Origin of the sequence: Nonomuraea sp. NPDC048916 (assembly GCF_040649575.1) — a bacterium.
In the GTDB taxonomy this organism is placed as follows: domain Bacteria; phylum Actinomycetota; class Actinomycetes; order Streptosporangiales; family Streptosporangiaceae; genus Nonomuraea.
In genome coordinates this window covers 71,143-85,374 of the sequence record NZ_JBEZFS010000006.1, presented here as the reverse complement: position 1 = coordinate 85,374, position 14,232 = coordinate 71,143, and the positions used below count along the sequence as shown (strand labels likewise).

Sequence of the window (14,232 nt, the reverse complement as noted above, 5' to 3'; positions counted from 1 at the left end):
TGGTCTCTCGATCCATATCACTCCGCACGCGACGCCTAAACCCCGGGCGGCGGCGCCCGGCGCGCCGGGGAGGCGGCCCGCCCCGCCGGTGCGCGGCCCGCCTCCAGCGCCAGGTCCAGCGCCGGGGTCGCGAGCCGGCCTGGCCGCCCTGGACGTACTTCCGGCCGGCCGTCCAGCCGTCGCCGGCCGAGTCGACCATCGGTGACCATGCCCGTGACCAGGCCGTGCCTGCTGGCGCTGATCGTCAGGCTCTGCCCCGTGGACAGGGCCGTCTCCTGCGTTCCCGACCAACTAAGACCTGACATGTCATGAAATGTGATCTGGTCAGGAAAGCCGCCGGAGAGCCGGTGCCGCCTCAGCCGTCGAGGTAGCGCAGGATGGCCAGCACCCGCCTGCTGTAGACAGGGGTGCGCGGCAGGTCGAGCTTGTCGAAGATGGCGTTGACGTGCTTCTCGACCGTGCTCAGCGAGACGTGCAAGTTGCCGGCGATGGCGGAGTTGGCGTAGCCCTGCGCGAGCTGCCGCAGCACCTCCGACTCGCGCTCGCTGAGCGTGCCCAGCGGGTCTGCGTGGCTGGTGCGGGCCAGCAGCTGGCGCACCACCTCAGGGTCGAGCACGGTGCCGCCCGCCCGGACGCGCTCCAGCGCCTCCAGGAACTCGGCCACCTCCGACACCCGGTCCTTCAAGAGGTAGCCCACGCTCTCGGTGGCGTCGGCGAGCAGCTTGGCCGCGTAGGTCTTCTCCACGTACTGCGACAGCACCACGATGCCCACGCCGGGCCAGCGCCGGCGGATCTCCAGGGCGGCGCGCAGCCCCTCGTCGGAGTGGCCGGGCGGCATCCGCACGTCCACCACGGCCACGTCCGGCCGGTCGGCGGCCACCGCCTCGACCAGCGCCTCGGCGTCGCCCACGGCCGCCACCACCTGGTGACCCGCCTCTTCGAGCAGCCGGATCAGGCCCTCGCGGAGCAGCACCGCGTCGTCGGCCAGGATCAGCCGCACGGCGCCTGCTTCGGCAGCGAGGCGTGCACCCGGGTGCCGCCGCCCGGCGCGGGACCGGCCTCGAACCTGCCGTCGAGCGCGTGGACCCGCCTGGCCAGCCCCGACAGGCCGCCGCCCGCCGGATCGGCCCCGCCCCGGCCGTCGTCGGAGACCGTCACCCGCACCTCCCGCTCGTCCTCCTCCAGGACGACCAGGATGTCACGGGCCCCGGCGTGCTTGACCGTGTTGGTGATCGCCTCTCGCGCCACGAAGTAGAGCGCGGTCTCCACCTCCGAGACCGGCCGCCCGGCCAGCCCGTAGTGCACCGTCACCGGGACGCTCGACCGCTCGGCCACCCCTTCCAGCGCCGCGCGCAGGCCGACATCGTCGAGCGCGGTCGGATAGATCCGCCACGCCACGCTGCGCAGCTCGTCCAGCAGCCGCCGCGACTCGCTGTAGGCCTGGTCGACCAGCTCGGCGGCCTGGGAGGGGTTGTGCCGGGCCCGTCCGAGCAGCATGGCCAGCGCCACGCCGCGCTGCTGGACGCCGTCGTGCAGGTCGCGTTCGATCCGGCGCCGCTCGTCGTCGACCGCCCGTACGATGCCGGAGCGGGTGCTGGTCAGCTCGGCGATGCGCCGCCGCATCACCTCCTCGGGGCCGGGGCCCAGGAAGCGCACGGCCAGCCGCCGCTCGGCTCCCACGACCAGCAGGCACCACGCCACATCGAGCGCCAGCACCACCACCGCGCCGGTGAGACCGATCGTCCAGCTCTCCGTCGTCAGCGTGACGCCGGGGAGGTTCAGCGACACGGGGCTGCTCCGGCCGTACGTCATGGCCCAGAGGCTGCCCGACACGAACAGCAGCCCGATGAACGTCAGCACCAGCGCCACGTAGCCGCCGAGCACCCCGGCCAGGCCGCGCAGCGCGAGATAGCCGGCGCCGGGGGCGCCCACGGGGAGGTCGTGCCCGAGCCAGGCGGACAGGCGCGCCCGCTCGATCGCCGCCAGCCCGGGCGACCACCTGGCCCGCCACGGCCAGGCGAACAGCAGCAGGACGAGCGCGGCGGCGCCGGTGAATGTCCCGGCCAGCACGCCGGCGAGCCGGCGCAGGACCATGGCAGTCACGACGCGCAGTCTAGGCGTCGCGCCGGCGCAGCACGGCCTGGCCGGTCGCCAGCGCCGCGACCGCCCAGCCGGCCAGCCAGGCCAGGCCCTCTCCCGGCGAGTAGGGCATCGGGCCGCCCGTCGGGTTGTCGGCGCTCTCCATGAACGCCAGCCCGGCGAACATCGGCAGCCGCTGCGCCACCTCCATCGCCGGCTGCGCGCCCGACATGAGCAGCAGCAGCGGCAGGCCGAACAGCAGCATGAACACCACGGTCAGCGTGCCCGCCGCGCTCCGCGTCGCGGTGCCCGCGCCGAGCGCCAGCAGCGACACCAGCGCGCAGAACACGCCGACCCGCAGCAGGTCCGCGGCGGTGCGGCCGGCGGGCAGCGTGACGAGCCCGCCGAAGATCGGCGCCGACAGCACCAGGTAGGTGGCGACCGCCCCGGCGGCGCCCGCCAGCACGCCGGTCACGAACGTCGTGGGCGCGACAACGAGGGCCTTCGCGGCCAGCATCCGGCCCCGGACCGGAGTGGCCTGCAGCGTGCCGCGGATGGAGCCGGACGCGTACTCCGAGGTGATCGCCAGCATGGCCAGGGCGACCAGCGTGAACTGGGCGAACACCATCGCCAAGATCACCGCCTCGGTAGCGGGCAGGCGGGCTGTGACGCCGTCTCGCACCAGGTCGGTCGCCCGCGCCCCGCCGAGGGTGAGCGCGGCCAGCACGGTCACCGCGACCGTGCCCGCCACGCACCACCACGTGGCGCGCACCGACCACAGCTTCCCCCACTCGGCCGCCACCCCTCGCGCCACCGCGACCACCACCCCCTCCCCCGTGCCTGCCCGAGGCGCCGGCGCCGTCGTCTTCACGCCGTTCATCCCGGTGTTCGTCCCGGTGTTCGTCCCGGTGTTCATCCCGGTGTTCGTCCCGGTGTTCATGGACGTGTTCATGGACGTGTTCGTCCCGGTGTTCATCGGGTCGTTCATCGGGTGCTCCCGTACTCGACGCTGTTCGCGGTCAGGTCCTGGTAGGCCTGTTCCAGGGACGCCTCGCGCGCTCTCAGCTCGTGCAGCCGGATCCCGGCCTCGTGCGCCAGGTCGCCGATCCGCTCGATCGGCGCGCCGGTGGCGACCAGCTCGTTCTCGGCCCGCCGCTCGACGGCGACGCCGGCGGCGGCCAGCCGGCGCGCGAAGTCGCCCGCGTGCGGGGTGCGGACCAGCACCGCGCCGGTCGCCAGCACCTCGTCCAGGGGCGCGTCCACGAGCAGCCGCCCCTTCCCGATCACCACCAGGTGGTCGGCGGTGAGCTGCATCTCGCTCATCAGGTGGCTGGAGACGAACACCGTGCGCCCCTCGGCCGCCAGCGAGCGCATCAGCCGGCGCACCCAGCGCACCCCGTCGGGGTCGAGCCCGTTGACGGGCTCGTCGAACATCAGCACCTCGGGATCGCCGAGCAGCGCGCCCGCGATGCCGAGCCGCTGGCTCATGCCCAGCGACAGCGTGCCCGCCCGCTTCCCGGCGACGGCGCCGAGCCCGACCGTCTCCAGGACCTCGGCCACGCGGGCCCGGCCGATGCCGTTGGAGCGGGCCAGAGCGAGCAGGTGCGCGCGGACGGCACGGCCCGGGTGCACGGCCCGCGCGTCCAGGAGCGCGCCCACCGTGCGCAGCGGGTTCTCCAGCTCGTGGTACGGCCGGCCACCGATCAGCGCTCTGCCCTCGCTCGGCCGGTCGAGCCCGAGGATCATGCGCATCGTGGTGGTCTTGCCGGCGCCGTTGGGACCGAGGAAACCGGTGACGGCGCCGGCCCTGAGCCGGAACGTCAGGCCGTCGACGGCCTTCCGGTCGCCGTAGCGTTTGCTGAGTCGGTCAAGACTGATCACGGTCGTCCACGCTAGGTAACCGGGCGTCCGGCCACCATGGGGGCGAACCGCCGACTCCGATGGCGGTTTCCCGCACCCGTCAGGCGGAGCCGGTGACGCAGGACTCCCCGAGCCGCCGTCGTGGATCACCACGGCAGTTTTTAGAGTCCTACTCTAAAGTGGTACTTTAAAAAAGTGCCAGCCGTCAAGGGTCCGAAGAAGCGTTCGGCGGAGACCAGGCGCCGCGTGGTGGCCGCCGCTCACGAGCTGTTCGTCGAGCGAGGCTACACCGGGACGACCTTCCAGGAGGTCGCCGACGCGGCGGGGGTGTCGGTGCAGACGGTCTACTTCCACTACGGCAACAAGAGCCGGCTGCTCAAGCACGTGGTCGACGTGGCCTCCGTCGGCGACGACGCGCCCGTCCCGCTGCTCGACCGGCCGTGGTTCGCGGCCCTGCGGGAGACGCCGGACCCCGTGGAGGTGGTGCGCGGGTGGACCCGCGAGAGCGGCGTGATCCTGGAGCGGGTGGCACCGGTCCTCGCCGTGGTCCGCGACGCGGCTCCGGCCGATCCCGACATGGCCGCCCAGTGGGCCGCCAACAGCGAGCAGCGGCACACCGCCCACGGCGAGTTCGTCGCCATCCTCGCCCGGCTGCGCGCCCTGCGGCCCGGGCTCACCAGGCGCCGGGCCACCGACGTCACGGCCGGGCTGCTGTCACCCGACCTGTTCCTGGTCATGACGCGCGAGTGCGGCTGGAGCACGGCCCAGTGGCGGACGTGGACGGCCGACCAACTGGCCCACGCCCTCCTGCTCGCGGCCCCTCCCTAGGTCGGCCCTCCCGGCTACCTAAGTAGGGGGCCCGCAGGCCGAGGACCGATTCGGGGCGGGGGCGCGGGCCCCTATCGTCCGACCATGCGCAAAGCCATCCAGCTCGCGGGTCTGATCATGGTCCTCCAGGGCGTCAGCGGCGCCATCGACCATCTGCTGGTCCAACCCTTCATGGGCGCGATCCTCAACCTCTTCAACCGGGTGGTCATCCCCCGGGTGGACCTCCTGGCCGCTCATCCGCTCTTCGCGAACCTGGCCCTGGCGATCCTGGGCATCGTCGTGATCATCGCCGCGGAGCGTTCCCGGTAACCGCCGCACGATTTCTGGATAAGCGTCCTGGTTCACGCTCGGTTATGATCACCCACATGTCCCAGGAACGTGATCCAAACCTCCCCGTCACCGAGATCAACCCGGCCATTCCCCACCCGGCCCGCATCTACGACTACTGGCTCGGCGGCAAGGACAACTTCGAGTCGGACCGCGTGGCGGCCGAGCAGGTGATCTCCGCCGTGCCGGAGGTGCGCGAGACCGCACGGGAGAACCGCGCCTTCCTCGGGCGAGCCGTACGGCACATCATCGCCGACGGCGTCACCCAGTTCCTCGACATCGGCACCGGCATCCCCACACAGGGCAACACCCACGAGGTGGCGCAGGCCGCCGATCCCACGGCGCGCATCGTGTACGTCGACAACGACCCCATGGTCATGGTGCACGCCCGGGCCCTGATGAGCAGCACGGAGCAGGGCGCGACCGCCTTCATCCAGGCCGACCTGCGCGAGCCCGACTCGATCCTGACCCACCCGCGGCTCCTCGACACCATCGACCTCGACCGGCCGATCGCCATCCTGCTGGTGGCGATACTGATGTTCGTCAAGGACAGCGAGCAGCCGTACGACCTGGTCAAGCGGATCGCCGACGCCGCCGCCCCCGGCAGCTACCTCGTCCTCTCCCATGTCAGCCAGGACCTGCTCACGCAGGAGGCCATGGAGCGCACCCTGCAGGTCTACAACAGGGCCTCGGCGACCATGACCATGCGCACCCGCGAAGAGATCATCCGCCTCTTCGACGGCTTCGAACTGCTCGAGCCCGGTGTGGAGAAGGTCTACAGCTGGCGGCCGGAAGGCCCCGTTCCCAACCGCCCCACCGCCGTCTACGCGGGAGTGGGCCGGAAGCGGTAAGGACTTCTCACAACCCGTTCTTTACGGGTGGGTTTCCGCTGTGATGCATGTGTATTGCTCGTTACGACGGTGCGTCACCGGTAACGGGAGCACGGCCACGCATCGTCAGTGTGCGTAACCCGCCACTCCTACGCTCAAGATCCTGAAGCGGAGCGTAGGAGGAGACGATGGCGCGCTGGCTCGACGAGTGGCACCCCGACGACGAGACCTTCTGGGAGAGATCAGGCAAGCGGATCGCCCGGCGCAATCTGATCTTCTCGATCTTCGCCGAGCATCTCGGCTTCACCGTCTGGACCCTGTGGAGCATCGTGGCCGCCAAGATGGGCGCCTACGACTTCTCCACCGACCAGCTGTTCTGACTGGTGGCGCTGCCCAGCCTGATCGGTTCGGTGCTGCGCGTGCCCTACACGTTCGGGCCCGCCAGGTTCGGCGGACGCGACTTCACCACGGTCAGCGCGCTGCTGCTGCTCGTCCCGGCCGTGCTGCTGGGGGTGGCGGTGAGCGACCCTGGCACGCCGTACTGGATGTTCCTGGTGATCGCGGCGCTGGCCGGGGTCGGCGGCGGCAACTTCGCCTCCAGCATGGCCAACATCACCTACTTCTATCCGCGCTCCAAGCAGGGGGTGGCGCTCGGGCTGAACGCCGCCGGGGGCAACATCGGGGTCAGCTCGGTGCAGCTGGTCATGCCGCTGGTGATCGGCGGGTTCGGGCTGGCCGCGGCGGGCTGGTTCTGGGTGCCGCCGGTGGTGCTGGCCGCGGTTTGCGCGTGGTTCTTCATGGACAACCTGACCAGCGCCAGGGCGAGTTCGCGCGAGCAGCTGGCGGTGGCCGGGCGGGCCCAGACGTGGATCATGTCGTTCCTGTACATCGGCACGTTCGGCCCGTTCATCGGCTACTCGACGGCGTTCCCGCTGCTGAGCGAGAGCCTGTTCCCCGACTCGCCGTGGGCGGCCGTGGCGTTCGTCGGCCCGCTGGTCGGCTCGCTGATCAGGCCGGTCGGCGGCTGGCCGGCCGACCGGCCCCGGCCTCGCCCACCCCGACGTCGCCCACCCCGGCCTCGTTGACCCCGGCCTCGTTGACCCCGGCGTCACCGACCCCGGCCCCGTTGACGCAGCGTAGGACGGGATGGCGGGTCAGCGCGTCCGGGTCCAGCCGCCGCCCGGTGGCGACGTGGAAGGTCGCGACCTCGCCGGTCGTCCGGCCCGCCCTGAGCGCCCTCACCCGCGACATCCCCGCCTACGGAGCCCACGCGGCGCGCACGCTCCTGTCGCTGATCGCCGGAGAGCGGGTGGGCCCGGTCGAGGACCGCGCGCCCCGCCTCGTCCCGCGCGGCAGCACCGGCCCTCCCCCTGCATGAGCCCGGCATGAGCCCGGCATGAGCCCGGCAGGCGGTCTCGGTGCCGCGCTCCCGGGACCGGGAGGTCGCGTGCGAGAATGCTTGACCATGATCGACAACGTGATCGACATCGGCCCCTTGCGACCGGAGGACCGCGCCGCCTGGGAAGCGCTGGCGCGCGGCTACAAGGCCTTCTACGAGACCACGGTGCCCGACGACGGCTACGACGAGACCTGGCGGCGGCTGCTGAGCGGCACCGAGTTGCACGGCGTCGGCGCCCGGCTCGGCGGTGAGCTCGTCGGCATCGCCCACTACCTGTTCCACGTCACCTTCTGGTCGGCCGACTCCTGCTACCTCCAGGACCTGTTCGTCGGCGAGGCGGCGCGCGGTAAGGGGGTGGCGCGGGCGCTGATCGAGCGGGTGGCCGACGCGTCGCGGGCCCGGGGCGCCGCCCGCCTCTACTGGACCACCAAGCAGGACAACGCTCCCGCCCGCGCCCTGTACGACAAGGTGGCGCGCTTCAACGGGTTCGTCCGCTACGACTACCAGCTGCCTGGTTGAGGCCGGTCACCCCGCGCGCCGGCGGGACGGCCCCGTTCGAAGGCCGCCTCGTACGCCTCGGCGCCGAGAGCCCGGCGCGTCCGCCGCTCGGCCACCGCGTGCGCGTCGTGGAAGGGGCGCAGCCCGATCAGCGCCACCCCGGTGGCCTGCCGCAGGCCGTACGCGCTCCCCAGGAGCTCGGCGGCACGGGGGTGATCGCCGGTGGCGGCGGTGGCCCAGGCGAGTGACTCGAGACCCCACACGGGTCCCCAGCGATCGTCGATGTCGTACTGGCGGCGCAAGGCTTCGCGGAACAGGCCGACGGACCTGCCGGCGTCGCCGTGCCGCAGCTCGGTGAGCCCGCGGGTCCACAGCGCCCACGAGCCGGCCCAGGCTCCGCCGCACGCCTCGGCCTCGGCGAGATACTCCTCACTGGCGGCGACCGCGGTGTCGCGGTCGCCGAGGAAGGCGCAGGCCATCGCCCACATCATGGTCGCCATGTGGGCGTCACCGCGCGCTCCGGCGCGACGGAACAGGTCTCGGGCGCGCGCCAGCAGGCGGATGGCCCGGCCGCTGCCGTGGACGAGCATCGCGTGGGCGCCCTCGATGTAGGCGGCGACCGGCGACAGGCCGCCGCCGGACGGCCGGACGCGGGGGTCTCGGCAGCGGGCCAGGAACCCTTCGGCCGCCGCCTGGTCTCCCTGGCAGAGCGCGATCCAGACCAGGAAGGCGGCGGCCGCCTCGTGACCGGGCCCGGGGAGCACGGAGGCGGCTTGGTAGGCCCGCTCCAGCCAGAGGCGGCCCTCGCCGATGGTGCTGCTGAAGAACCAGATCCGGGTCCGGGTGAGGTTGACGGCGATCTCCAGCCCGTTGACGGCCTGGCCCTGCCGGGTGAGGCAGAAGGTCAGGGCGGCCCGCAGGTTGGGAAGCTCGCGTCGCAGCCTCGACAGCCACTCGACCTCGCCGGGACCACACCAGTCGATCGCGGCTCGCGCGGCCATCCGCTGGTAGTGGTCGCGGTGGCGCCGGTGTAGGGCCGGGTGCAGGCCAAGGTCGACGAGCCGTCGCCGGCCGTACTGGCGGATGGTCTCCAGCAGCCGGTAGCGCGTCCGTGGGCCGCGAGCGCTCACGATCAGGATCGACTTGTGCACCAGGCCGGCCAGGAGGTTGGCGACGTCATCGCGGGCGATGCCCGGGCCGGAGCACACCGCTTCGGCCGCCTCCAGGTCGAACCCGCCGGAGAAGACCGACAGCTGCGCCCACAGCAGGCGCTCGGCTTCGGTGCACAGGCCGTGGCTCCAGTCGATCACGTCGCGGAGGGTCTGGTGGTGGCGGGGCGTGATGTGCGGGTTGCTGTTGACCAGCAACTGGGACCGGTGGTCGAGGCGGTCGAGGATCTCTTCGACGGAGAGTGCGCTCAGCCTCACGGCCGCGAGCTCGATCGCCAGCGGAATGCCGTCCAGGCGCCTGCACAACTGGGCGACGGACTTCTCGTTGTCCGGTCCGACGCGGAAGTCGGGCGCCGAGGCCGCGGCGCGCGCGGCCAGCAACGCCACCGCGTCGTAACACGTGAGCGGCCGGGCGGCGGCCCGGCCGGTGGAGGCCGCGGCCGGCGGCAGCGCGAGCGGGGGCACCAGCAGGGGGTGTTCGCTCTGCAGGCCCAGCCGGTGCCTGCTGGTGGTCAGCACCCGCAGGCCGGGGCAGGTCTTCAGGAGCACGTCCACCAGCGCCGCCACCGCGCCGACCACGTGCTCGCAGTTGTCCAGCACCAGCAGCAGCCGCTTCGCGCGCAGCTGCGCGACCAGGATGTCCGTGCGGCTGCGCGCCGACTGGTCGCGTATGCCGAGGGCCTCCGCCACGATCTGGTCGAGCAACTGGGGCTCGGCCAGCGAGGTGAGGTCGGCCAGCCAGACGCCGTCGGGGAACCTGCCGCGCAACTCCGCCCCGGCCCGCAGCGCCAGCCGGGTCTTGCCCACACCGCCGACACCGGTCAGGGTGACCAGCCGGTTGTCCGCCAGCAGCCGCCCGATCTCGGCAAGCTGCGGCTCGCGGCCGATGAACGTCGTCACCTCCGCCGGCAGGTTGCCGCGGTCCGCGGGCCGTCGCGTGTGGAGCAGCGCCGGATCCGCGGCCAGCAGCCGCTGGTGCAGCTCGCGAAGCTCCACGCCGGGGTCGACGCCGAGCTCCTCGGCCAGGAGGTCTCTGACCGTGCGGTAGCAGCGCAGACCGTCGCCCTGGCGTCCGGACCGGTACAGCGCCACCATCCGCTGGGCCCAGAACCGCTCCCTGAGCGGATGGGCCGTGGTCAGCTCGTGCAGCTCCGCGACCAGGCTCTCATGGCGGCCCAGAGCCAGGTCGGCGTCGACGCGCAGCTCGATCGCGTCCAGCCGGCGCTCGTTGAGCACGGGCACGACGTCTCGCCGCAGCACCTCCGACGGGACGTCGGACAGCGCCTCGCCCCGCCACAGCGGCAACGCCTCCTCCAGCAGCGCGGACGCCTGCTCCATCTCGCCGGCGGTGGCGGCCGCCCTGGCCCGGCTCACCAGAGCGTCGAACCGGTGCAGATCCAGCGCGCCGGGCGCGGGCTCGATCAGGTAGCCCTGGGGACGGGTCACCAGCGGAACGTGCTCCGCCGGGCCGCCCAGCAGGCGGCGCAGCCGCAGGACGTAGTTCTGCAAGGTGTTGCGGGCGCCGTCGGGTGGGTCGTCTCCCCAGAGGCGCTCCATCAGCGTCTCGACGGTGACGACCCGGCCGGCGTCGAGGAGTAACGCGGCGAGCAGGATCCGCAGCTTGGGCGCCCGGACGGTCACCGGGGCGCCGTGACAGCGCACCTCGATCGGCCCCAGAATCCTGAACTCGAAACCCCCACCGCGCACAACTGATTGTAATCAGAGCGCAACGGTGGGTACGGCTTCGGTGGGCGGACGCGCTAGCAGGCGCCGCGGTTGTAGACCCGGAAGACGTTGCTCCAGCGGCCCAGGTGCTTGGTCTCGCCGGCCGGCACGCAGTAGTAGGTGTTCGGGGACCAGATGTAGGTGACGAAGATGTTCTCCCCGCCGCCGGTGCAGTTCTTGTACAGCGCGGCGTCCTCATCGCGGTAGAGGCCGCACGCCACGGCCGTCGCGGGCGCCGCCTTCACCGCGACGGCGCCCGTCGTGGCGGCGGCGGGGCCGCCGCCCAGCGCGACGGCTCCGGTCAGCACGGCCGCGGCCGTCAGAGCCCGCCGGAGCCCGGGCGCCCTGACGGCCGCGGCCGTCAAGGCCCGCCGGAGGCCGGTCGTCCTGGCCGCGGTGCCGGCGCTTCTGCCGAGTCGAGATCGATTCACTGGTGTCCGCTCCTTCGATTCGCACCGCGGGGGTCGCGGTGACCTGTACGCCGGGCGGATCGCCGCGCCGTCCGCCGGCGTCCCCGTCGCCGGCGGCGCGGGCGGCGAGCCCGGCCTCGTGAAGGATGCTTCGAGCCGCTGACACGCCGGTCACTTCCCGGTCACTCGACCTCACTCAGGCAGAGGCGAGGGTTGTGGCGGGCGACCGCCGGCGTCCCCCGCGTGACGCTCCCCGCTCGCGGCCTACTGCTCCTGCAGGATGGACAGGATGTTGCCCGCCGGGTCGGTGAACCAGGCGATGAGCGGCCCTTCGCCGCGGAAGATGCCCCTGTCGTCGGCTTCCATCTGCGGGTAGCGCTCGAACCGGACCCCGCGCCGGACCAGCTCGTCCACGGCCTTCTCGATGTCGTCCACCGGGAAGTTGAGGATCGTGTACGTGGCCGGGGCGTGGTCGGGCTTGGGGTAGACCAGGATGTCGCGGCCGCCCGCGATGTGCAGGGTCAGCAGGCCGTTCTGCTCCGTCACGTCGAGGCCGAGCGTGTCCCCGTAGAACGCCTTGGCCGCGTCGATGTCGTTCACGGCGAACCCGCTGAACGCCTTCGTCGAACCGAACATGATCGTCTCCTTTGGATGTCACTGGTCCATGGCCGCGCGGTGCTCGTCGCTCAGCTGGATGACCTGCACGTAGTTGCCGTCCGGGTCGATGGCCGTGGCGAACAGGCTGCCGCCTCGGTCCTCGAGCTCGGCCAGCCAGGACACGCCCAGCGCCTCCATCCGCGCGACCACGGCGCGGGCGTCGGCCACGTCGAAGTTGAGGATCACCCTGCCGGGCTCCGGGTTCTTGTCGGAGATGTCCGCGCGACTGTCGATGAGCAGGTGGAAGCCGCCGAACTTGAGGACCCGGTAGCCGTCGAAGTCGGCGTTCTCCTCGGGGTCCAGCGCGGCGGCGTACCACTCGCGCAGCCGCTCGGGGTCGGCGCTGGCGAGCAGGATGCTGTCCAGGCTCGGACGCTTCATGGTTTCCTCCCGGAATCGTGGTGTTGTTACCCGTCCAGACCAGGGAGCGGCCCGAAACTCATCGCCCGGGAGGGAAGATCTTCGAAAACCTGGACGAGGCACGGCGTTTGTCGATGCCGTGCCTCGCCGCCGGATGCCAGAAGGTCAGGAGTCAGGATCGGACGCCGGGCGTCGGCCGGGGCGGACGCCGGTGGCGCGCGTCAGGGCGAGGCGCCGGAGTGGCCGGACGGCGTCTGGGTGTCGCCGGAGGAACGGGCGGCCTGGAAGCCGACGCAGTCGACCGGCACGCCCTGCTGCCGCAGCGACTGCACCAGGTTGTACATCGCGGTGCTCTTGGCGTTGGCGCCCTCGACGTTGTAGTCGTTGATGCACAGCCGGGCGTCGGGGTCGGCGGCGCGGTGGCCTTCGCCACCCAGAACAACCAGCAGGTCCACGGGCACACGCTCGTCTGGCACAGCCAGACCACCGGCTGGGTGCAGGGCCTCGGCGCGACGACGGCGTCGGCGCCGCCGAAGGTGAACTGGCCCTGGCTGGGCTCGGCGGCTTCCCACTTCATCGCGTTCTCGGCGGTGACCTGGTTGAACTCTTCCACTTCCGGGGCAGCGTCTCCGAAAGTTTCTATCCCTCAGGGATCCACCCGGACGCTATTGACCCCGCTGGCAGGCGGGTCGACGCCGCCTCACGACCGCCACCGTCTCCGCAGTTGGCCCGCTGAAATTATCGGATACACCATGAAACTTTCAGGCCACGCTGTACGACGCCCTCCCGTCGCCGCCGTTCTTCCGGAGGTATCTCGCACCATGCACAATGGTGTGCGAGTGACCGGATTCCCGTGACGGTGGCCCGATCGCGGTGGAGGAGCTGAGACAATGATGTCCGTCGCCCACCCCCCGGCGCCCATGATCGGCTCATGGTGACTGTGGCGCATCGCTCGGCGGGGACGTGGATCGGCGCACGGGGGAGGACAGTGCTGGGGGCACGAGAGACACCACAGGGAGCACCGGAGCCCGTCGGATGAGGTCGCAGTGGACCCTTCGCTGGCTGCCGTTCGCCGTCATGCTCGCCGTGGCCCTGACAGACCTGCTCGCCGGGCCCAGCCTGGGCTTCCTGCCGTTGCTCACCCTGGGGCCGACGTTCGCCTCCGTGTCCGGCAGCGTCCGCCGCACCGCGATGGTGGGCGTGGCGGCGCTGGCCATCTGCGTTCCCCTGGCCTACCACTTCGACCTGCTGCTCACCTGGCAGAACAACCTGACGATCGCCACGATCATCAGCGTGACCGCGGCGAGCATGCTGGCCAGCCATCTGCGGCTCAAGCGCGAGCGCGAGCTGGCCAACGTCCGGCGCGTCGCCGAGGCCGCCCAGCGGGTGCTGTTGCGTCCCGTGCCGCGCCGGGCGGGCGACCTGCGCGTGGCCCTGTCCTACACCTCGGCCGCGGCCGAGGCGCAGATCGGCGGCGACCTGTACGAAGTCGTCACCACCCCCCACGGAGTGCGGCTGCTCGTCGGCGACGTCCAGGGCAAGGGGCTGTCCGCGGTGGAGACCGCCGCGTGGGTGCTGGGGGCCTTCCGTGAGGCCGCCTACGACGAGGCCGAGCTCGCCGACATCGGCGAGCGGCTGGAGGTGAGCCTGACCAGGCACCTGGGCGGGGAGCAGTTCGTCACCGCGATCGTCGCGGAGGTGCGCGACGACGAGATCTCACTGTTCAACTGCGGCCACCCGGCGCCGCTGCTGATCCAGCCGGACGGGCGGATCGCCCTGGCCGAGCCGCCGGAGGAGGCCCTGCCGCTCGGCCTCGGCTCGCTCAACACCGGGCGGACGAAGCCGCACCGGGTCGCGTTCGGCGAGGGAGACCAGATCCTCTTCTACACCGACGGCGTCATCGAGGCCCGCGACCGTGAGGGCACCTTCTACCCGCTGACCGAACGCGCCGGCCTGCTGCTGGACGAGGACGACCCTCAGCTCGCGCTCGACGCGCTGAGGAGCGACCTGGTCGCGCACGCCGGCGGCCCACTGCTCGACGACGCGGCGATGCTGCTGCTGCGCCGCAACTGACGGTCACACCTTGACGG

Annotated in this window: 18 protein-coding genes; 8 read left to right on the top strand and 10 right to left on the bottom strand. The window is 72.0% G+C overall.

The genetic code is table 11. From position 1 onward, the window contains the following. Positions 1–35 precede the first annotated feature (35 nt). From AB0C16_RS07725 to AB0C16_RS07705, 5 genes are read right to left on the bottom strand one after another with little or no spacing between them, the layout of a single operon-like run. Positions 36–305, bottom strand: a complete 270-nt coding sequence (locus tag AB0C16_RS07725) for a hypothetical protein (protein ID WP_357680063.1) — start codon at positions 303–305, stop codon at positions 36–38. A 50-nt stretch (positions 306–355) separates the two neighbouring features. Further along, positions 356–1,000 (bottom strand): response regulator transcription factor, encoded by a 645-nt coding sequence (locus tag AB0C16_RS07720; RefSeq protein WP_357680062.1) that lies wholly within the window; start codon positions 998–1,000, stop codon positions 356–358. Beyond that, a complete protein-coding gene (locus AB0C16_RS07715) occupies positions 991–2,094 on the bottom strand; it encodes a histidine kinase (RefSeq protein ID WP_357680349.1) in 1,104 nt (367 codons plus the stop codon). Before AB0C16_RS07715 ends, AB0C16_RS07720 begins: the two co-directional genes overlap by 10 nt. Positions 2,095–2,113: 19 nt before the next feature. After that, on the bottom strand, positions 2,114–3,067 hold the full coding sequence (locus AB0C16_RS07710; protein ID WP_357680061.1) for an ABC transporter permease: 954 nt from the start codon (positions 3,065–3,067) through the stop codon (positions 2,114–2,116). Then, positions 3,064–3,960, bottom strand: a complete 897-nt coding sequence (locus AB0C16_RS07705; RefSeq protein ID WP_357680059.1) for an ATP-binding cassette domain-containing protein — start codon at positions 3,958–3,960, stop codon at positions 3,064–3,066. The genes AB0C16_RS07710 and AB0C16_RS07705 overlap by 4 nt, the downstream gene beginning before the upstream one ends. Positions 3,961–4,134: 174 nt before the next feature. On the opposite strand from AB0C16_RS07705, the gene AB0C16_RS07700 reads away from it, so the two are divergent. From AB0C16_RS07700 to AB0C16_RS07670, 7 genes are all read left to right on the top strand, one after another. Continuing rightward, positions 4,135–4,767, top strand: coding sequence for a TetR/AcrR family transcriptional regulator (locus AB0C16_RS07700; protein WP_357680057.1), 633 nt, complete (start codon positions 4,135–4,137; stop codon positions 4,765–4,767). Between the two features lie 84 nt (positions 4,768–4,851). Then, positions 4,852–5,076 (top strand): hypothetical protein, encoded by a 225-nt coding sequence (locus AB0C16_RS07695; RefSeq protein ID WP_357680055.1) that lies wholly within the window; start codon positions 4,852–4,854, stop codon positions 5,074–5,076. Between the two features lie 56 nt (positions 5,077–5,132). Then, the gene (locus tag AB0C16_RS07690) at positions 5,133–5,945 is read left to right on the top strand and encodes an SAM-dependent methyltransferase (protein WP_357680053.1); all 813 of its coding nucleotides are present in this window, start codon (positions 5,133–5,135) and stop codon (positions 5,943–5,945) included. Positions 5,946–6,112: 167 nt separating this feature from the next. Then, positions 6,113–6,304 carry a hypothetical protein gene (locus tag AB0C16_RS07685; protein WP_357680051.1) on the top strand — a complete coding sequence of 64 codons (192 nt, stop codon included), beginning with the start codon at positions 6,113–6,115 and terminating at the stop codon, positions 6,302–6,304. Positions 6,305–6,307: 3 nt separating this feature from the next. Next, positions 6,308–7,009 (top strand): MFS transporter, encoded by a 702-nt coding sequence (locus tag AB0C16_RS07680; RefSeq protein WP_357680049.1) that lies wholly within the window; start codon positions 6,308–6,310, stop codon positions 7,007–7,009. Between the two features lie 41 nt (positions 7,010–7,050). After that, on the top strand, positions 7,051–7,302 hold the full coding sequence (locus AB0C16_RS07675; protein ID WP_357680047.1) for a hypothetical protein: 252 nt from the start codon (positions 7,051–7,053) through the stop codon (positions 7,300–7,302). Between the two features lie 87 nt (positions 7,303–7,389). Beyond that, on the top strand, positions 7,390–7,842 hold the full coding sequence (locus AB0C16_RS07670; protein WP_357680045.1) for a GNAT family N-acetyltransferase: 453 nt from the start codon (positions 7,390–7,392) through the stop codon (positions 7,840–7,842). On the opposite strand, the gene AB0C16_RS07665 is transcribed toward AB0C16_RS07670, so the two are convergent. The 5 genes from AB0C16_RS07665 to AB0C16_RS07645 all read right to left on the bottom strand — a co-directional run bounded on the left by AB0C16_RS07665 (position 7,824) and on the right by AB0C16_RS07645 (position 12,597). Next, a complete protein-coding gene (locus AB0C16_RS07665) occupies positions 7,824–10,697 on the bottom strand; it encodes a BTAD domain-containing putative transcriptional regulator (protein ID WP_357680043.1) in 2,874 nt (957 codons plus the stop codon). The genes AB0C16_RS07670 and AB0C16_RS07665 overlap by 19 nt on opposite strands. 53 nt (positions 10,698–10,750) lie before the next feature. After that, a complete protein-coding gene (locus AB0C16_RS07660) occupies positions 10,751–11,146 on the bottom strand; it encodes a DUF6355 family natural product biosynthesis protein (protein WP_357680041.1) in 396 nt (131 codons plus the stop codon). 243 nt (positions 11,147–11,389) lie between these two features. Beyond that, positions 11,390–11,761 carry a VOC family protein gene (locus tag AB0C16_RS07655; protein WP_357680039.1) on the bottom strand — a complete coding sequence of 124 codons (372 nt, stop codon included), beginning with the start codon at positions 11,759–11,761 and terminating at the stop codon, positions 11,390–11,392. 18 nt (positions 11,762–11,779) lie between these two features. Then, positions 11,780–12,163 (bottom strand): VOC family protein, encoded by a 384-nt coding sequence (locus AB0C16_RS07650; protein ID WP_357680037.1) that lies wholly within the window; start codon positions 12,161–12,163, stop codon positions 11,780–11,782. Between the two features lie 200 nt (positions 12,164–12,363). Beyond that, the gene (locus tag AB0C16_RS07645) at positions 12,364–12,597 is read right to left on the bottom strand and encodes an endo-1,4-beta-xylanase (protein ID WP_357680035.1); all 234 of its coding nucleotides are present in this window, start codon (positions 12,595–12,597) and stop codon (positions 12,364–12,366) included. A 580-nt stretch (positions 12,598–13,177) separates the two neighbouring features. Between AB0C16_RS07645 and AB0C16_RS07640 the strand changes: the two genes are divergently transcribed. Then, the gene (locus AB0C16_RS07640; RefSeq protein WP_357680033.1) at positions 13,178–14,215 is read left to right on the top strand and encodes a PP2C family protein-serine/threonine phosphatase; all 1,038 of its coding nucleotides are present in this window, start codon (positions 13,178–13,180) and stop codon (positions 14,213–14,215) included. The last annotated feature ends 17 nt before the right edge of the window (positions 14,216–14,232 follow it).